This is a genomic window from Pradoshia eiseniae (assembly GCF_002946355.1).
Lineage (GTDB): Bacteria > Bacillota > Bacilli > Bacillales > Pradoshiaceae > Pradoshia > Pradoshia eiseniae.
Map to the genome: position 1 here is coordinate 578049 of NZ_PKOZ01000001.1, position 16844 is coordinate 594892.

22 protein-coding genes are annotated in these 16844 nt (G+C 45.2%); 16 read left to right on the plus strand and 6 right to left on the minus strand.

Going from position 1 to position 16844, the window contains the following annotated elements:
• The first annotated feature begins 643 nt into the window (after nt 1-643).
• From CYL18_RS02820 to CYL18_RS02825, 3 genes are read left to right on the plus strand one after another with little or no spacing between them, the layout of a single operon-like run.
• The gene (locus CYL18_RS02820) at nt 644-2446 is read left to right on the plus strand and encodes a S9 family peptidase (RefSeq protein WP_104847931.1); all 1803 of its coding nucleotides are present in this window, start codon (nt 644-646) and stop codon (nt 2444-2446) included.
• Between the two features lie 34 nt (nt 2447-2480).
• Nucleotides 2481-2654 (plus strand): hypothetical protein, encoded by a 174-nt coding sequence (locus CYL18_RS19350; protein ID WP_201741228.1) that lies wholly within the window; start codon nt 2481-2483, stop codon nt 2652-2654.
• 19 nt (nt 2655-2673) lie between these two features.
• On the plus strand, nt 2674-2928 hold the full coding sequence (locus tag CYL18_RS02825) for a DUF5316 family protein (protein ID WP_104847932.1): 255 nt from the start codon (nt 2674-2676) through the stop codon (nt 2926-2928).
• A gap of 15 nt (nt 2929-2943) precedes the next feature.
• Here the strand turns inward: CYL18_RS02825 and CYL18_RS02830 are convergent, their stop codons facing one another.
• Both CYL18_RS02830 and CYL18_RS02835 read right to left on the minus strand, forming a co-directional pair.
• Nucleotides 2944-3867 carry an alpha/beta hydrolase gene (locus tag CYL18_RS02830; RefSeq protein WP_236636200.1) on the minus strand — a complete coding sequence of 308 codons (924 nt, stop codon included), beginning with the start codon at nt 3865-3867 and terminating at the stop codon, nt 2944-2946.
• Nucleotides 3868-3956: 89 nt separating this feature from the next.
• Nucleotides 3957-4598 carry a class I SAM-dependent DNA methyltransferase gene (locus tag CYL18_RS02835; protein ID WP_104847933.1) on the minus strand — a complete coding sequence of 214 codons (642 nt, stop codon included), beginning with the start codon at nt 4596-4598 and terminating at the stop codon, nt 3957-3959.
• 131 nt (nt 4599-4729) lie between these two features.
• On the opposite strand from CYL18_RS02835, the gene CYL18_RS02840 reads away from it, so the two are divergent.
• A complete protein-coding gene (locus CYL18_RS02840; RefSeq protein WP_104847934.1) occupies nt 4730-4984 on the plus strand; it encodes a YqkE family protein in 255 nt (84 codons plus the stop codon).
• A 317-nt stretch (nt 4985-5301) separates the two neighbouring features.
• On the plus strand, nt 5302-6801 hold the full coding sequence (locus CYL18_RS02845; protein WP_104847935.1) for an aminotransferase class V-fold PLP-dependent enzyme: 1500 nt from the start codon (nt 5302-5304) through the stop codon (nt 6799-6801).
• Between the two features lie 39 nt (nt 6802-6840).
• Here CYL18_RS02845 and CYL18_RS02850 read toward each other — a convergent pair whose 3' ends face one another.
• Entirely contained in the window at nt 6841-7761 is a 921-nt protein-coding gene (locus CYL18_RS02850) for an aldo/keto reductase (RefSeq protein ID WP_104847936.1), read from the minus strand.
• A gap of 59 nt (nt 7762-7820) precedes the next feature.
• The gene (mciZ, locus tag CYL18_RS02855; RefSeq protein ID WP_104847937.1) at nt 7821-7955 is read right to left on the minus strand and encodes a Z-ring formation inhibitor MciZ; all 135 of its coding nucleotides are present in this window, start codon (nt 7953-7955) and stop codon (nt 7821-7823) included.
• Between the two features lie 79 nt (nt 7956-8034).
• Between mciZ and CYL18_RS02860 the strand changes: the two genes are divergently transcribed.
• From CYL18_RS02860 to CYL18_RS02870, 3 genes are read left to right on the plus strand one after another with little or no spacing between them, the layout of a single operon-like run.
• Nucleotides 8035-8586, plus strand: coding sequence for an NUDIX domain-containing protein (locus CYL18_RS02860; RefSeq protein WP_104847938.1), 552 nt, complete (start codon nt 8035-8037; stop codon nt 8584-8586).
• The gene (locus CYL18_RS02865; RefSeq protein WP_104847939.1) at nt 8586-9761 is read left to right on the plus strand and encodes a TIGR00375 family protein; all 1176 of its coding nucleotides are present in this window, start codon (nt 8586-8588) and stop codon (nt 9759-9761) included. Before CYL18_RS02860 ends, CYL18_RS02865 begins: the two co-directional genes overlap by 1 nt.
• A 59-nt stretch (nt 9762-9820) precedes the next feature.
• Nucleotides 9821-10294, plus strand: a complete 474-nt coding sequence (locus tag CYL18_RS02870) for an 8-oxo-dGTP diphosphatase (RefSeq protein ID WP_201741229.1) — start codon at nt 9821-9823, stop codon at nt 10292-10294.
• A gap of 25 nt (nt 10295-10319) precedes the next feature.
• Here CYL18_RS02870 and CYL18_RS02875 read toward each other — a convergent pair whose 3' ends face one another.
• Nucleotides 10320-10823: a GNAT family N-acetyltransferase gene (locus CYL18_RS02875; protein ID WP_104847940.1), complete on the minus strand. Its 504-nt coding sequence runs from the start codon at nt 10821-10823 to the stop codon at nt 10320-10322.
• A gap of 381 nt (nt 10824-11204) precedes the next feature.
• Here CYL18_RS02875 and CYL18_RS19195 point away from each other — a divergent pair, with 381 nt between their 5' ends.
• The 3 genes from CYL18_RS19195 to CYL18_RS02885 are packed head-to-tail and all read left to right on the plus strand — an operon-like array spanning nt 11205 to nt 12130.
• Nucleotides 11205-11366: a VOC family protein gene (locus CYL18_RS19195; protein ID WP_161497066.1), complete on the plus strand. Its 162-nt coding sequence runs from the start codon at nt 11205-11207 to the stop codon at nt 11364-11366.
• Nucleotides 11326-11571, plus strand: coding sequence for a VOC family protein (locus CYL18_RS02880; protein WP_146102804.1), 246 nt, complete (start codon nt 11326-11328; stop codon nt 11569-11571). Before CYL18_RS19195 ends, CYL18_RS02880 begins: the two co-directional genes overlap by 41 nt.
• A 25-nt stretch (nt 11572-11596) precedes the next feature.
• A complete protein-coding gene (locus tag CYL18_RS02885; RefSeq protein WP_104847942.1) occupies nt 11597-12130 on the plus strand; it encodes a dihydrofolate reductase family protein in 534 nt (177 codons plus the stop codon).
• 38 nt (nt 12131-12168) lie between these two features.
• Here CYL18_RS02885 and CYL18_RS02890 read toward each other — a convergent pair whose 3' ends face one another.
• Nucleotides 12169-12732, minus strand: a complete 564-nt coding sequence (locus CYL18_RS02890; RefSeq protein WP_330847560.1) for a GNAT family N-acetyltransferase — start codon at nt 12730-12732, stop codon at nt 12169-12171.
• 165 nt (nt 12733-12897) lie between these two features.
• Here CYL18_RS02890 and spoIIM point away from each other — a divergent pair, with 165 nt between their 5' ends.
• The 5 genes from spoIIM (at nt 12898) to deoB (ending at nt 16835) form a co-directional block, all read left to right on the plus strand.
• A complete protein-coding gene (gene spoIIM, locus CYL18_RS02895) occupies nt 12898-13539 on the plus strand; it encodes a stage II sporulation protein M (protein WP_104847944.1) in 642 nt (213 codons plus the stop codon).
• Between the two features lie 171 nt (nt 13540-13710).
• Nucleotides 13711-14187 (plus strand): ferric iron uptake transcriptional regulator, encoded by a 477-nt coding sequence (fur, locus tag CYL18_RS02900; protein WP_104847945.1) that lies wholly within the window; start codon nt 13711-13713, stop codon nt 14185-14187.
• A 105-nt stretch (nt 14188-14292) separates the two neighbouring features.
• Nucleotides 14293-14523 carry a YqzK family protein gene (locus CYL18_RS02905; RefSeq protein WP_104847946.1) on the plus strand — a complete coding sequence of 77 codons (231 nt, stop codon included), beginning with the start codon at nt 14293-14295 and terminating at the stop codon, nt 14521-14523.
• A 7-nt stretch (nt 14524-14530) separates the two neighbouring features.
• Nucleotides 14531-15421 (plus strand): site-specific tyrosine recombinase XerD, encoded by an 891-nt coding sequence (xerD, locus tag CYL18_RS02910; protein ID WP_104847947.1) that lies wholly within the window; start codon nt 14531-14533, stop codon nt 15419-15421.
• Nucleotides 15422-15659: 238 nt separating this feature from the next.
• Nucleotides 15660-16835, plus strand: coding sequence for a phosphopentomutase (gene deoB / locus CYL18_RS02915; RefSeq protein WP_104847948.1), 1176 nt, complete (start codon nt 15660-15662; stop codon nt 16833-16835).
• Nucleotides 16836-16844: the final 9 nt, after the last annotated feature.

The following is a 16844-nucleotide window of genomic DNA, read 5'->3' on the forward strand; positions in this document are numbered from 1 at the left end:
TTAATAGGATAGCCCATGGTCATAAGGATACATGCCAGGAATGGTTCATTTGAATTGTTATATCGGCTGTTATAGGCAGATGATTTGATGTCCAGTGTGAAAAGAATGTTTGTCTATTTAACGGTGTTTGGAGGCTTGTCAGTATATAGTCAAAGGCAGGGGAGGGGGAGTTTATTACTCTAGGCATTTTATATCGGCTGAATAAGAACGAGAGCTCTGCGTATTGAGAGAAGCATTCTTATCACTCTTGATAGTTTTCGACTTTATAGCATGTCGGCGGCTTTCAATGAAGAACTAAGACAAAGTTCATTTCATACAAACTTTCTCCTTTCTTTGTCATGGATTTATGGATAGGAATAACCTGGATGTATGAGATTTATTGCATTTATTTTACATATAATTCCAAATGTCTCTTAAATTCTATCAATAAGATAGAATCGTGTCTATGGAGCGAAGGAACCAATGGGCATTACGGGATGTTAAGTAAGCAGATATATAGAAGTATAAACAGATTTTAAGCAGAAACGAGGACTGGTATAAGTCTCGAGAGGCCTTTTTCTGATGGCATACGTTTTTATAAAAAATATACAACAGAAATGTATATTTTTGGTATGATTAAACCAAACGATAAGGGGGTTTTTAGATGATAGAATTTCCGAAGCCAGACGTGGAAGAAATGCTGCAGACTGTATCGATTATTGATTTTGCCGTAAGTCCGGATGAGAAACAGTTTATATTTTGCACAAACATAAGCGGGAAGTACAATCTTTGGGCAATGGATCTTCCCAATGCATTTCCCTATCGGCTAACATTTAACAATCAGCCATGCCATGAGCTGCTTTATGACCAGGAAGGAAGGTTCGTAATTGCCGGATTTGACCATGACGGTGACGAGAACACACAATTTTATGCCCTTAAGCCTCACGGCGGAGCAATGAAAAAAGTAGTCTATCAGGAAAACACCCGCAATTTCAGTCCTCAATTATCTAGCGATGGCGAGCGACTATATTATTCCTCCTCAAAAGAGAATCCCAGTTACCTAAACACCTATTGTCTGCAGCTCAGCACTGGCGAGGAAACGACCGTATTAGAGGGAAGCGGCGGCACCACGTACATAGCAGAAGTGAGTGAGGATGAGACAACCACTCTTTATTACCAATTTTTCTCGAATACAAATTCCCGTTATTACGCAAGGGTGGGAGAGGAAGAGATTTTATTGACGCCTCCGACTGAAAAGGAACATACGGTCAGCTTTGCTGTGCTCACATCTCCGACAGAAGTGTATCTCGTAACGGATTATGAGGCTGATTTCTCTTATCTCGCCAAGTTTGATTTGGAGACAAAGACGTTTACGAAAGTAAAGGAGATACCGAAAGAAGGCTTCACTACCCTTATATATGACAAGGAAAATCGGATTCTTTATATCACCGCTGAAAAAGGTGTGGAAGACAGACTGTACGCCTATCATTTGGATGAAGGATTATGGGGGAATATGGTGATTCCATGTGATTTAATCACCAAGGTGGCTGTCGCGAAATCAGGCACCGTCTATCTTCTCGGCGGAGGCTCTGTGCAGCTCGGAAATGTGTATAAGCGTGAAGGGGATAAGTGGGTCCAGATTACCCGCAATAAAATGGCCGGCATGGCAGAAGAAGATTTCGTTGCACCGGAAGTCGTGACCTATCCATCCTTTGACGGGCTTGAGATAGAGGCTTTATTTTATAAAGCAAAAGAGGAGCATGATAAGGGTGAAATGATTTTGTGGCCGCACGGGGGACCGCAGCATGCGGAACGAAAATCCTTCAATGCCATTTTTCAATATTTTCTGAGCAATGGATACAGCATTTTCGCGCCAAACTTCCGCGGCTCCACTGGCTATGGGCTGAACTTCACGAAGATGGTGGAGCGGGCATGGGGAGCGGGTCCACGTTTGGATAATATTGCTGCCCTAGATTGGCTCATCGACCAAGGCTATGCCAAGAAGGGTGAAATCATCGTGATGGGCGGGAGCTATGGCGGATACATGAGCTTGCTCCTGCATGGGCGCCATGCTGATTATTTCAAGGCGGTCATCGATGTATGCGGCCCATCGAACCTATTCTCCTTCATCCATTCAGTCCCTGAAGATTGGAAGTCTGCCATGGATGCGTGGGTCGGGCATCCGGAAAGAGACCGTGAGAAACTAATCGAATATTCACCAAGTACCTATATCGATCAAATGATTAAGCCAATGCTGGTCGTTCAAGGTGCGAATGACCCCCGTGTCGTCAAAGCAGAATCCGACCAAATCGTCGAAGCCTTGAAGGAAAAGGGTCGGGATATCACCTACATCGTCATGGAAGACGAGGGTCATGGATTTGCCAAGAAGGAAAATGAGATTGCGGTGTTTAGACAGGTGCTGGAGTTTATGGAGAAATATGCATCTAAAACAGCCAATGTACATTAAGCGTAGAGACTTAAAATGGTAAGGGGATTTTAAAATGAACGTAAAAGAGTTCGAAGTGACACCCGAAAAAATAAAAGGGCGGAAAGTTGAAGATATCGTGGTTACGGATATGGCGGTCGTCATGAAATTTACGGATGGAACCTTTCTGGATATCTACCTTGACCAGAATGGGGCATTAAAAACATCGACGAATAAGATAGAGGGATAGAAAAGAAGAAGCTGCAAACATGGTAGATTTAGATGTTTGCGGCTTTGCTTTTATTAAGGGAGGACTTAATGTGGAGATATTCCTTATTGCTGGTATGATAGGTCTTTTGATTTCCGGCATTACCATTGGAGCTTGGACAGATGGGAGACAATACAGAGCAAATTTTCAATCAGAAACGGCAGAAGAAAGGCATTTTCGGACGAAAATAGCGATGATTTCAGGGGTGGTTGGAATGGTCTCTTTAGGGGTGGCGGGCTTGATTTATCTTTTATAAAGAAAACCCCGCACACTAAGCGCGGGGCACATACGTCTCCAAAAACGAGTCAATTGCCTTTTCATAGGCTTCTGGATTCGTATTGAAGGCTTGAGCATGAGCACCCTTTTCGGGAAGGAATAATTGCTTTGGTCCTCTTTTATGCTCATAAAGCTTCTCACTCATCGAAGGTGGGATATAGGCATCTTCAAGTGTATGTATGAAGAGGACCGGTTCCTTGATTTTTTCGACTGCCTTCAATGGTGATACATCTTTGAGCGTGTATCCATCCCGTCGTTTGAGCCACCAATCACTGAATGGGAGCACCATCCATCTGGGGATGTGGTAGTCTCGCTTCAGGAGGTGGGCTACTTGCTCAGAGAACTCGGAGAATGGGCAATCGGCTATATAAAAATCTGCCCCGCCATCCTTCATTCCTGCGTAAAGCAAAAGGGTGGCGGCCCCCATGGATTCCCCATGTATGCCGAGCAGGATGTCCTCACCCTTGCATGCCTTTAGTTCCTCAACGACAGATTGCAAATCATCCTTCTCATAATAGCCGTAGCTGCTCGTTTTCCCCTCTGACTGGCCATGACGGCGATGATCATAGATGACCGCATTAAAGCCTTTTTTGGCGAATAATTGCACGAAGCGTACGGAATTCCATTTATTCTCGGTAATTCCGTGCAATATAATCATCCATTTCTTTGATTCTGGATGTGGTTCGGCGAAGATAGTATGAAGGCGATAGCCGTGCTTAGATTGTATCCAGCGCTCTTCTTGAGGCATGTTCTTGAATGCCACGGGGTCCAAACGGCCGGCTTTTTGCTCACGCTCAAGGACAAATTCGACTTCTTTCTTCTTCATATACATAAGCTGACTTGATGCAAAGAGGCCAATCCCGGTGATGTAAGCGGCCACCCCTCCTGCAAGAGCGAGCCACTTCTTCTTTTTTTTCAATTGATGTCCCTCCAATTCTCTCTATGATATTAGTTTATCATTCCTTGAGAAAATGAAAATAATCAAAAAAGAAAAGGAAGAGGCGCCAACTATGAACGCTTGACCGCTTCCATAATCCAGACGTACGGATTCAACTGCTTAAAGGAAGAGGTGAAATGATGCTTTTCCAGCAAAGACTGTAAATAAGGAATGGTCGTATAATATTCGGTTCGTAAATCTTCGGCGAGGCGTTTGTAATCCGCTGCATCCGCCCTTTGGATGGTTTCAGCCTTTTTTTCATCGGTGAGAAACATCGTATCCGCAAAGACGATGCTGCCTCCCGGGGCCAGTACCGATGAGTAAAGGGCGATTGCTTTCTCCTTTTCCTGGTCGGTCAGGTGATGAAAGGCATATGTGCTCACGATATGATCAATAGGGTGATTTGTAGTAGGAATAAGAAAGAAATCGCCATCCATGACAGGAACGGAGCCGAGTTTTGTCCGGGCGATGTTCCGCATCTCTGCAGATGGCTCAATGCCAATCACTTTTTGTGCTCTATTCACTAATCGTTCCGTCAGATTTCCAGTGCCGACGCCATATTCAAGAACATAGCCGCTGACCTTAGTGCTTACGGCATCCAATATTTTCTCATAGTGCATAAACACTTCCGCATACTCAGGATCGATCCCCGAAACGGTCTCATCATAGGTTGATGCCCACTCATCAAATAATTGATCGAACTCCCTGCCCATCCTCTATCCATCTCCCTCACTAATTCTTATCATATCTATATGAATAAGGAGTTTTAACGTGCCGTCCATTCTGATAAAATAACAAGGCATAGAGTGATATACTGTAAGAAAAAAGGAGAAAGAACAGCATTATGGCCAGAAAAAAACAACCACAGCGAAAACCTGCCAAACAAGAGGATACAAGCCTTCACCTTGGTGACTTGCTTAATGACGACGTATTAGGTAAGCTGCGTCAGAAGAAAGGTGAATGGGAAGAGGCCGAAAAGAAGCGCCAGGAAGAAGCGGAGCGTTTGAAGCGCGAGGAACGCAAGCGCAGAGAAAAGAATAAAAGCTTTGAAGAGCTATTGAATGAAAGCGACCTGAACTGGAAGAAGTTCAAAGGTTAATAGGTAAAAAAGACGGAGAAGAACGCTTGTGGCGTTTTTCTCCGTCTTTTTTGCTGTAATGCTCCTATTCTTGCCCCAGGCATGGGTGGGTGAAGGATGGGGAAAGGGTGGACAAAAGGTGGGAATCGTCAGAGAAAGCCCACCCTATGTCCAGGCAAAGAAGGTGAAGGGTTAGAGAAAGAACGGTCGAAAGTCTGCCAAAGGAGTGGTCAAAGCATGCTTCCCCAACCGAGAATCCCCGCCCGCAAATAACAATGGCAATTCGCCCTGCTCCACATATACTGTTTGTGATTGATTGTGGATTGAAGGTGAGATGAATGGTGTTATCGGTTCGAATTGGTGATCAGGAAATGACGTGGTTTAGTGAATTGGAGCAGCATTTCTCAAAGTACAGGAAAGAGATTGTCGGTATCAATCAGACGTTCCAATCACCTTATGGGGAAATGCCGATTATTTATGCGGATTGGACCGCGAGCGGTCGTTTGTATGGGCCGATTGAAGAGAAAATCATGAAAGAGTTTGCGCCTTTTATGGCGAATACACATACGGAATCAAATCAGACAGGGTCATATATGACGAATGCGTATCATCATGCGAAAAAAATCATTAAGCGGCATGTCAACGCATCGGAGAGGGATGCGCTTATTTTGGATGGGTTCGGGATGACGTCTGTTATTAATAAGCTTCAGCGTATGCTTGGATTGCGTATTCCAGAGGCATGGATGCCGCAGGTGCAGCTGGCAGAGAGGGACCGGCCGGTTGTGTTTATTACGCATATGGAGCATCATTCCAATCAAACCTCCTGGCTTGAGACGGTTTGTGATGTGATCGTCCTGCCGCAGGGGGAGAACGGGGAAGTGAACCCGGATACTTTAGAGGAGCTGATCTCGCTATATAAGGAGCGGCCGCTAAAGATTGGCTCGTTTACGGCATGCTCGAATGTGACGGGTTTGATGACCCCCTATCATAGGCTCGCCCGCATTATGCACCAGCATGACGGAATATGCATCGTTGATTTTGCGGCATCTGCGCCATATGTCCGAATAGATATGAATCCTGGCGATCCGCTTGAGGCGCTTGATGCTATTGTTTTTTCCCCTCATAAGTTTCTTGGGGGCCCTGGGACGAGCGGTGTGATGGTGCTGAACGAGTCCTTGTACCATAATCAAGTACCCGACCACCCGGGCGGCGGAACGGTGAAGTGGACGAATCCTTGGGGCGGGCATAGTTATTATGAGGATATTGAGACAAGAGAAGACGGCGGCACACCTGGGATTTTGCAAGGCATAAGAACAGCTTTATGTATAAGGCTTAAGGAAGAGATGGGAGTTGAGAAGATGCTCGCTCGGGAAAAGGAATTGTTAGAAATCATCCTGCCTGGCTTAAAGGCGATTCAGGGAATAGAGGTGCTCAGTGGCCAGGAGGAACGATTGGGTATTATATCCTTTATAGTTCCAGGCGTTCATTATAATTTAATCGTGAAGCTGCTCAACGACCGCTTCGGCATCCAGGTCCGCGGAGGCTGCTCCTGTGCAGGAACATATGGGCATTGCTTGCTGAACATCTCAAAGGAACAGTCCAATGAAATCACGAAGGCAGTGGAGGCAGGAGATTTATCCGCCAAGCCGGGGTGGATTCGATTTTCGCTGCATCCTGTCATGACGAATAAGGAGGCGCATGAATTCTTGCTGGCGATGCGGGCCATTATGGATCATCTTGATGAGTGGCAGCAGGAATATGTGTATGATCCGATGACGAATGATTATTTTTATCAAGATTTGCATCGGGAGGATTTCGACTGGCTCTTTTATGTATGAAAAAAAATCCCCGGCCATCTAGCCGGGGATTTTTGCCTATCAGATGCGATGCGCTTCATAGACGTTCAACTTTGCCAGTGAGCGAAGCAGCGCAACTTCTTCCTCGCTGAGCGGCTTGCTTTTGACAGCTGCGGCATTTTCGCGGAGCTGTTCGGGGCTGCTGGCACCAGGGATGACGGCAGCGACCACGGGTGAAGAAAGAACATATTGGAACGCAATCTCATTCATTGAGCGCTCGCTGAATGCTTCTTTAATAGAAGTGAGGAGTTCCTTGAGTTGGTCGTATGAATAATCGAGATAGCCATCTTCGCGTACTTTTTGCGAGGCTTTGGCGAGCATTTTCTCTGATAAAAGCCCTTTGGCGAGCGGTCCTCTCGCAATGACGCTTATGTGATGCTGCTTAAGAAGTGTGAACCATTCCTCCGGACGGCGGTCAAGCAGGCTGTATTGCATCATGTTGGTGATGATGCCGGAGCGGCGGGCATATTCATGAATGACATTCGGTCGGATGGATGAAATGCCGTACTCACGAATCAATCCCTCCTGCTTCAATTCCTCGAATGCCTCAATCGTCTCATCGATTGGGTCATCCAGTGTTCCCCCGTGAAGCTGGTAGAGGTCGATATAATCGGTTTGCAGGCGGCGGAGGCTGTCTTTGACCGCTTGCTTAATATAGGTCTTTGACGGGTCCCAGCTCCAGCTTGTCTTCTCCTCATTCCAGCGATTGCCTGCCTTGGTTGCGAGGATGAGATTCTTGCGGTGCGGCTTTAGAACCTTGCCGATGATTTCCTCGTTTACCCCGAAATCATACAGATCAGCTGTGTCGAAATAATTGATGCCAGAATCAAGCGCCTCGGCGAGAATGGAGGAAGCTTTCTTTTCCTCTGTGCCCAGTGACATGCAGCCAAGTCCCATTTCAGATACATATAGGTCTGATTGTCCAAGCTGGCGTTTTTTCATGAGATCACTCCTTCGATTTTTATGCACTGATTCTATTGTATAGGAAGGAGTGACATCCGTCATTTTATACGTGGGACATCGAGAATCATGTCAATGACATACACATATTTCTGGCTGTATTCCCGTAATTTTGCCCGTATCTCCCAGGCTTTTCCGCTCATAATTATTTGATTTCCACTAATTTTCACTCTCATTGCCCCACCCCTTTGGACATGCTATATGATAGAATATATGAACAAATGCATCTGTTAGACCAAAGGAGAGAAGATAAGAATGTATAAGTATGAAGAGAAAACCGTAAACACAAAACCGATTTTTAAAGGACGTATCTTGGATGTCCGAGTGGATGAGGTTCTTTTGCCAAATGGCAAGACATCTACGAGAGAATTGATTAAGCATCCAGGCGCAGTGGCCATCATCATGGTGACGGATGACAAAAAAATCGTTTTAGTGGAGCAATACCGCAAGCCGATGGAAAAACCGCTAGTGGAAATTCCAGCCGGGAAATTGGATGAGGGTGAAGAGCCGCTTGCTTGTGCAATGCGCGAGATGGAAGAGGAGACAGGTTATGAGTGTGAATCCATGGACAAGCTGATATCCCTATACACTTCTCCTGGATTTGCGGATGAAATCATACATATTTATGTGGCGAAGGGCCTAAAAAAGAAAGAGAATGCAAAGGGTCTTGATGAGGATGAATTCGTTGACTTAATGGAAGTGACGCTTCAAGAAGCGCTTGAGCTTGTGAAGGAAGAGAGAATTCAAGATGCGAAAACAGCTTACGCCATTCAATACTTGCAATTGCAAGAGGCGCTATTGAAGTAATGAACATTTATTATGGGGATTTTCACGTCCATGTGGGGAGAACGCTGAGCGGCAAACCAGTCAAAATCACGGGGGCGCGTTCTTTAACGATTGAAGGCATTTTGGATTATGCGGCCAATCGTAAGGGACTGGATATGGTTGGGGTCATTGACTGCCATGTGCCTGAGGTGATTGGCGAACTCAGAATGCTGATTGAGCAGGGAGATTTAGCTGAACTGAAAGAAGGCGGTCTGAGATACAAGGATGGAACCGTGCTGATTCCAGGAAGCGAGATTGAGATCAATGATGAACATTGCAAGGGGCCGGTTCATGTGCTCGCCTTTTTTCCGGCTTTGCAGCAAATGGAGCTGTTCTCGAATTGGTTCTCTGAGCGCGTAAAGAATATCACACTTAGCTCACAGCGCATCTATGAGCAGGGAACCGTCCTGCAAAGGAAGGTGAAGGAGCTCGGCGGCCTCTTCATTCCGGCTCATATATTCACTCCGCATAAAAGCCTTTATGGCAAGGGGGTCCATCAGTCACTCGCCGAAATTTTTGATCCTGCCCTCATTGATGCGGTGGAATTAGGGTTAAGCGCAGATACAACGATGGCTTCCCATTTAAGCGAGCTGGATGCGTATCCGTTCTTGACGAACAGTGATGCCCATTCCTTGCCGAAGCTTGCACGGGAGTACCAGCAGCTTGTGCTTGAAGAGCCAAGCTTTCAGGAATGGAAGAAGGCGCTTCGCGGGGAGGGTGGCCGAGGAATTCGCGCTAATTATGGATTGAACCCATACCTCGGTAAATACCATGAGACGGTTTGTGAGAATTGCGGTGAGATGCTTGAAGCCTATGAAGCGAGATGCCCATATTGCGGCTCCACTCAAGTCACTAAAGGTGTGGCTGAGCGGATTAATGAGCTTGCAGATCGGTCTTCAAAAGAATCGAAAGCTTTCCGACCACCCTATGTTCACCACATCCCGTTAGAGTTTTTGCCGGGGCTTGGTCCAAAAACGCTTGATAAGCTGGTCAGTCGCTTTGGCTCAGAAATGGCCGTCATCCATGACGCTTCATTTGAAGAATTATTGGAGGTTGTGCCAGAGAAAATCGCCAGTCTCATCCAGCAAGCAAGGAGAGGCGAACTATCCCTGCAAAAGGGCGGCGGCGGAATTTATGGGAAAGTGATTCAGGAATAAGTGAAGGATGATTTGGAGGTTCTATTCTATGATGGAGCCTCCTTTTTGCATAAAGGGGGATGGGGATGGCTATTAATTATAGACTCTGGACTGTTTGTTTAATTCAAAAAGGGGATTATGTTCTGCTGTTAGATAGACAGCATGATGATTTTAAAGGGTACATCCCTCCAGGGGGAAAAGTGGAATTTCCGGAGAGCTTGACAGAAGCGGCAATTCGGGAGGTAAAAGAGGAAACGGGCTTGGAAGTGAGCCATCTTCAATATAAGGGATTATATGAATATGTTAATCCGGCCAAGAATGATAGATATATGATTTTTAATTATAAGGCTGACACATTTAGCGGGACCTTGCTGGAAGATGCCCGCGAAGGCAAGCCTGTTTGGGTTCATCTGGACGAGGTTGATAACCTCCCTATGCAACCTTCCATACGAAGGAGATTCCCATTGTTTTTTGAAGAAGGAACGTTTGAAATTCAGGTGATTTGGGATGAAGAGAAAAATGAAGAGGGTACATTCAGCATGAAGAAAACGTAAACGGATGAGAAAAGGAGCACTTCATTTAAATCTCCTTTTCTGCTTCTCCGTCTTTTTCGTTGATCATGCCCTTATGTATGCCGTCTTTTAGCAATTGCCAATAAATCATCCCATTAGCCTCGTGAATTCTTTGCATACCAAGCTTCTCCAGCACTTTAATGGAGGCGATGTTATCGTTGGCTGTCTCAGCAACGAGAATATCTGCTTCATCCGTCTCAAATGCCCAATCAATCAGGGCTCGGACAGACTCAGTCGCATAGCCTTGGTTTTGGTATTCCTCTAAAAAGCCATAGCCAATCTCAGCTATTCGTTCTTCATCCGGTCTGCCCTTGAAGCCAATGTCGCCGATAATATGGACGCTTTCCTTCAGCATGACAAACCACGGTCCCCAATACAGCTGGTTTGGATCCTTTTCTAGCTCATTAAGGTATAATTCGATATGCCCCTTGAAGTAGCCTTGTTTAACGGCAGCTTGATTCAGTTCAGGGGACACAGGCTGGATGAGGAGTCGGTCGGTTATTAACCTCATTATCTAGTCTCCTTTGTGTTACTTAGTTTAAATGTCATTCATTTCTGGAATTTTATGATTATTATATCATTTTACCATGAGATGTTCCTAGTTTCTCCTATCTTTCACCCGCCTTTTACCCACCCTTCAGCCATCTTGCCTGGGTATAGGGTGGGAGGTGCCTGGCTTCTCCCAGCTTTCGACCACGCATATCCCATCCTTCCCCCCGCGTTGCCTGGGTATAGGGTGGGAAGTTCCTAGTTTCTCCCATCTTTCACCCACCTTTTTCCCATCCTTAATCCCTTTTGCCTGGGCATAGAGCGGGAATTTTGAAGAGAAGGAGATTTCTTATTTTTATCGAAAAAATAGTAAGAGAACCAGATAATAGAGATGAGGGATATTTTGAAGGCATTCAAGATTGAAAAAGTGAACATGATTGTCATTCATATCAGAGAGATGGAACGCTCCATCCGCTTCTACCGTGATGTGCTCGGTCTTTCGTTTGATTTTGCGGATGGGGGGAATGGCGTATTTCTCGATTGGAGACGAATTCGAAAAGGTTAGCCTGATGCTGCATCTTACAAGTGAACCAGAGCCGGCAGACCATGGGATTGGATTGGACTTTCGGGTGAATGATATCGAAGCTATGGTCTCGGCGCTTAAAGAGGAAGGTGTGCTGATTGTTCAGAATCCGAATGAGAGTGAGTGGGGGAAGGAAGCGTCTATCGCTGACCCAGACGGTTATAAGCTACGTTTATCGAGCAAATAAATGAATAATCTGGAGGGAAAGAAGAATGGATGGAAGCCGTAAATTATCCGTGTTTATTGCGACAAGCTTGGATGGCTATATTACTGCCGAGAATGAATCATTGGATTGGCTTTTTCAAGTTGAAGGAGAGGGGGACAATGGGATTGGGGAATTCTATGAGACGGTAGATACGATTCTCATGGGCAGGAAAACATATGATTGGATCATGAGGCATGAGAAGGGTGAATTCTCTTATAAAGGGAAGGAATGCTATGTGTTTTCGCGCTCTGTTCGTGAAAAGACTGAATATGTGACCTTCGTCAATGAATCGCCCGCACAGTTGACGAATCAATTGAAAAGCCAGCCAGGCAAGGTCATTTGGCTCGTGGGGGGCGGAGAGCTGCTGCATCACTTCTTAAAACAGAATCTTGTGGATGAGCTGATTCTCACGGTGGCCCCGGCTGTACTTGGCAGCGGTACGCCATTGTTTGGAAAGGGCGGCGTGGAGCTTGATTTAACCTTGAAGCGGGTGAGGCAGTTCAATCAATTTGTCGAGCTGTCTTATCAGGTGAACAAGTAAGAGGCGCCATCCCTTAGAGGAGAAAGCGCGCATAAGCATCAGCGGATTTTGGCATAGACACAGGTGCTCGTAAGAATGGAGCCGGTTGAGTTATAGCTGTCATGACGGAGGATGCCTTCAAGGGTAAATCCGGTATTTTCCGGTATGCGCCGAGATGCCTTGTTTTCGGTATCGGCCCGAATTTCGATTCGGTTGGCGTTTAATTCATCAAAGGCAAAGCGGGTAAGGAGATTGACCGCTTCTGTGACATAGCCATTCTTCGCATGACGGCTATCCACCCAATAGCCGATTTCAAACTTCAAGGCATCCCAGTCAATGCGGTGCAGGCCTGTAGAGCCAAGGAAGGCATCATCAGCTTTTCTCATAATATGGAGGCGGAGGTCCTTGCGCAGAATGAAATCAGCGTATGATTCCCGGATATTGGCCTCTGTCCTCTCTTCTGACTGTATCCCATTCGCCCAAGGCATCCAAGGCTTTAATTCCTCTATAGAGGCGCTCACGGCTTCAAAGACCATTGGGCCATCGCCCGGCTTGCATGAGCGAAGATAGATTCTTTCTCCTTCTATTCGCTCTGGAATGTCTAATAAGATTGGATTCATCATGTATCCCCCTGCTTTCCCAGCTGGAAAACGCTCCAGCCTTTTCTATTTGTAAAAGTAAACAGATTATATCACAAGATTCTGACTTCTATTCTTTAAATTTACTAGAATACATATCCTATTAAATACATAGAATCTAGTAAACGAGCAGGAGGGGGTTGAATCTTAGTGAAGAATAGCTATTACCGACGAGCGGTATTTATTACATTGAGAGATTATCGGTCCATTTTTATCTTTGTAACAGTGCTGTTTATGATGGGTATCATCTTTGGTGCAATCATCGTCAACAGCCTGTCACTGATTCAGAAGGAGGACCTTTTTTATTACTTATCCCAGTTTTTTGGAGAGCTTAAACAAGGAAAGGTGTCGGCATCTGGTGAGATGTTTTTCTATAGCGTGAAGGAGAATGCGAAGTATTTCATTCTGATGTGGATCCTTGGCATCTCCATCATTGGTTTGCCGATTATTCTTATCCTGCTGTTCATTAAGGGAATCGTCATTGGTTTTACGGTCGGTTTTCTAGTTAATCAGGCTGGCTGGCATGGCTTTTTGCTTGCCGCTGTATCGGTTTTGCCCCAAAATATTATTCTTGTTCCGTTAACGATCTTACTTGCTTCCTGTGCGGTCATCATTTGTATTAAAATGATTAGGCGGCAGTTTTTTAAAACCGGGCGTGAGCCAATAAAGCCGCTTCTTATGCAGTACAGCTTCTTTTTGGCTGTGTCGATTGGCGGAGTGATTGTGGCTGGACTGATTGAAGCATTTCTTTCGCCGGGAATAATGAAGCTTGTGATAGATGGTTTCAATTGATAATAATTATAAAATTAGACTAATTATCGCCTATTGTTTATAATAATTATATTTTAATCAATCAATATTTTTGATATACTATAGGCAGGATTGAAAGTCCGCTTTAATGCGCTTTCTCTAATATGAAACAGACTTCCGGAAGAGACTTTTTAGCGGCGAGGAGGAAATAAATTGGAATCAAGAATAGATAGAATAAAAAAGCAATTGCATTCTTCAAGTTACAAGCTGACGCCGCAGCGAGAGGCCACAGTCAGAGTTTTGCTCGAGAATGAAGAAGATCATTTAAGTGCAGAGGATGTTTATCTGCTCGTGAAAGAGAAAGCTCCTGAGATTGGCCTTGCAACTGTATATAGAACACTTGAATTATTAACTGAACTAAAAATCGTGGATAAGATAAATTTCGGAGATGGCGTTTCCCGCTATGATTTGCGCAAGGAAGGCGCAGCCCATTTCCATCACCATCTTGTATGTATCGAGTGTGGGGCCGTTGATGAGATTCTTGAGGATTTGCTTGGGGATGTCGAAGCGGTTGTTGAAGATAAATATCATTTTGAGATTAAAGATCATCGTCTCACCTTCCATGGCATTTGCCATCGCTGCCAGAAGAAAGCGAATGAGGAAGCTGAGTCATCCAAGTCACACGTCTGATAGCCTTTCCGCTTAGCTGGAAAGGTTTTATCCTTTTAATCAGCCTGAATATGTATAAAACTTGTCTTCTCTGGCATAAATTGATAAAAAAGACCGGAGGAGACTATGAAGAAACTGTTTGATATCATTTGGCAAACAGGCAAGGTGTTCATTATGTTCGTTGGCTTTACATTATTGTTCTATTTTGCCATCGTTTGGTTTAACGAGGAATATGAGGGCTATCATCGTTATGAAGAGCCAAAGGGCGCTGCCGTGAAGGTTTTTCAGTCGGTACACGATACAGCTGAGACTGGATGGAAAGACAGGCTCTTTCTATTTTATATGAACGGGGAGTAACCTGAAGATGGAAGATCAATTACAGGATTTCATGCATTACTTAACGATTGAAAAAGGGTTGGCCAAGAACACATTGCTTTCTTATAAGCGTGATCTGGATTCTTACCGCAAGTTCCTGAAAAAGCAAGGGATGACCGATTGGAATGAGGTCGCTCGCATACATATTGTCCAGTTTCTCTCCAAACTGAAGGATGATGGGAAATCGCCGAAGACATTAGCGCGCCATACGGCATCTATCCGATCGTTCCATCAGTTCCTCTTAAGAGAGCATGTGGCAGAAACAGACCCATCCGTGCATATTGAAAGCCCGCAAATGCAAAAATCACTGCCAAAGGTATTGAGTCCTGAGGAGACAGAGGCCCTGCTTGATGCACCAAATGTGACCGATACGTTTGGCAAGCGGGATAAGGCCATCCTTGAGCTTCTTTATGCCACTGGTATGCGGGTCAGCGAACTGATAGATTTGAATATTGATAATGTTCATATGGAAATGGGCTTTGTCCGCTGCATTGGAAAAGGGAATAAGGAAAGAATCATTCCGGTCGGCCAATTGGCGCTAACGGCGATTCATACCTATTTGATGGAAGCGCGGCCTGAGCTGGTGAACAAGAAGGAGAGGACAGAAGCCTTGTTCTTGAATCACCATGGCGGAAGGCTGACGCGACAAGGGCTGTGGAAGATCATTAAGCGTCTCGCTGAAGAGGCGAATATCCAAAAACCGCTCACACCACATACCCTCCGTCATTCCTTTGCGACCCATTTACTGATGAATGGGGCAGATTTAAGGGCTGTACAGGAAATGCTGGGGCATGCTGATATTTCTACTACCCAAATTTATACTCATGTTACGAATGTTCGCTTGAAAGATGTTTACAGTAAATTTCATCCAAGAGCATAAGCTCTTGGCGACTTTGAAGGTCCGATTGTGCTATTCGTGCATCGGACTTTTTATTTGCGGAGAAAAAAAGATATATAATATTAAATTGGCAACTTTAGACACTTGATGTAGAATAAAGATGTCAGACCTCTGACACCTGTCTGTTTTCTGTCAAAAAATAATGACATAAGGTTATGGCAGGGAATATGGGGTAACCTAATGATAAATTAGAAGTAAATTAGAAGCAGGAGGTATTACGATGCGATTTAAACGTGTATTTTTAACCGTAATGGATTCCGTTGGAATTGGTGAAGCGCCGGATGCTGAGAAATTTGGCGATAAGAGTGCCGATACATTAGGCCATATCGCTGAAAAAATGAATGGATTACATATGCCTGTAATGGGGAAATTGGGTCTTTCCAATATTCGCGAAATCAAAGGCATTGAGAAAGCGGACAAGCCTATGGCTTATTATACGAAAATGCAGGAAGCGTCAAATGGTAAAGATACCATGACAGGACACTGGGAGATCATGGGCTTGCGCATTGATACGCCTTTCCGCGTGTTTCCTGATGGTTTCCCGCCTGAATTGATTCAAGAGCTTGAAGAGAAGAGTGGTCGGAAAATCATCGGAAATAAGCCCGCAAGCGGTACCGAGATTCTTGTGGAGCTTGGCGAAGAACATGTGAAAACCGGGGCGTTAATTGTGTACACGTCTGCGGATTCCGTGCTTCAAATTGCAGCACATGAAGAGGTTGTTCCTCTTGAAGAATTGTACCGAATTTGCGAAATCGCAAGAGAAATCACGCTACGTGATGAATACATGGTCGGCCGTGTCATCGCTCGTCCATTCGTTGGCGAACCAGGCGCATTCAAGCGTACGCCTAACCGCCATGACTATGCCCTGAAGCCATTTGGCAGAACGGTGATGAACGAATTGAAGGATTCAGGCTTCGATGTCATCTCCATCGGGAAGATTGCCGATATTTATGATGGCGAAGGCGTAACGAAAGCATTGCGCACAACCTCCAATATGGATGGGATGGACAAGCAAGTGCAAACACTTGATATGGAGTTCACTGGTCTTAGCTTCTTGAACCTCGTAGATTTTGATGCCTTGTTTGGACACAGACGTGACCCGGAAGGCTACGGGAAAGCGCTTGAGGAGTATGATGCCCGTTTGCAGGAAGTGCTTGATAAGCTTCGTGATGATGACTTATTGATCATCACTGCGGATCATGGAAATGACCCTGTACATGCCGGAACTGACCATACGAGAGAGTATGTTCCGCTATTGGTGTATTCTAAGCAATTTAAAGAAGGCAAGGAGCTGCCTCTTCGCAAGACATTTGCGGATATCGGCGCAACGGTTGCAGATAACTTTGGCGTTAAAATGCCGGAGCATGGGACTAGCTTCCTGAAAGACCTGAATTAATTTAGAGGA

Excerpts from the sequence above, each read along its gene's own strand:
- CYL18_RS02870 (WP_201741229.1), top strand. The coding sequence starts at position 9,821 with ATGGGGATGGCTATTAATTATAGACTCTGGACTGTTTGTTTAATTCAA.
- CYL18_RS02835 (WP_104847933.1), bottom strand. The coding sequence starts at position 4,598 with ATGGGCAGGGAGTTCGATCAATTATTTGATGAGTGGGCATCAACCTAT.
- CYL18_RS02850 (WP_104847936.1), bottom strand. The coding sequence starts at position 7,761 with ATGAAAAAACGCCAGCTTGGACAATCAGACCTATATGTATCTGAAATG.
- CYL18_RS02880 (WP_146102804.1), top strand. The coding sequence starts at position 11,326 with ATGGCGTATTTCTCGATTGGAGACGAATTCGAAAAGGTTAGCCTGATG.
- CYL18_RS02905 (WP_104847946.1), top strand. The coding sequence starts at position 14,293 with ATGAAGAAACTGTTTGATATCATTTGGCAAACAGGCAAGGTGTTCATT.
- CYL18_RS02865 (WP_104847939.1), top strand. The coding sequence starts at position 8,586 with ATGAACATTTATTATGGGGATTTTCACGTCCATGTGGGGAGAACGCTG.
- CYL18_RS02845 (WP_104847935.1), top strand. The coding sequence starts at position 5,302 with ATGGTGTTATCGGTTCGAATTGGTGATCAGGAAATGACGTGGTTTAGT.
- CYL18_RS02885 (WP_104847942.1), top strand. The coding sequence starts at position 11,597 with ATGGATGGAAGCCGTAAATTATCCGTGTTTATTGCGACAAGCTTGGAT.
- CYL18_RS02825 (WP_104847932.1), top strand. The coding sequence starts at position 2,674 with ATGGTAGATTTAGATGTTTGCGGCTTTGCTTTTATTAAGGGAGGACTT.
- CYL18_RS02820 (WP_104847931.1), top strand. The coding sequence starts at position 644 with ATGATAGAATTTCCGAAGCCAGACGTGGAAGAAATGCTGCAGACTGTA.
- CYL18_RS02860 (WP_104847938.1), top strand. The coding sequence starts at position 8,035 with ATGTATAAGTATGAAGAGAAAACCGTAAACACAAAACCGATTTTTAAA.
- CYL18_RS02875 (WP_104847940.1), bottom strand. The coding sequence starts at position 10,823 with ATGAGGTTAATAACCGACCGACTCCTCATCCAGCCTGTGTCCCCTGAA.
- CYL18_RS02840 (WP_104847934.1), top strand. The coding sequence starts at position 4,730 with ATGGCCAGAAAAAAACAACCACAGCGAAAACCTGCCAAACAAGAGGAT.
- xerD (WP_104847947.1), top strand. The coding sequence starts at position 14,531 with ATGGAAGATCAATTACAGGATTTCATGCATTACTTAACGATTGAAAAA.
- CYL18_RS02890 (WP_330847560.1), bottom strand. The coding sequence starts at position 12,732 with ATGATGAATCCAATCTTATTAGACATTCCAGAGCGAATAGAAGGAGAA.
- deoB (WP_104847948.1), top strand. The coding sequence starts at position 15,660 with ATGCGATTTAAACGTGTATTTTTAACCGTAATGGATTCCGTTGGAATT.
- CYL18_RS19350 (WP_201741228.1), top strand. The coding sequence starts at position 2,481 with ATGAACGTAAAAGAGTTCGAAGTGACACCCGAAAAAATAAAAGGGCGG.
- mciZ (WP_104847937.1), bottom strand. The coding sequence starts at position 7,955 with ATGAGAGTGAAAATTAGTGGAAATCAAATAATTATGAGCGGAAAAGCC.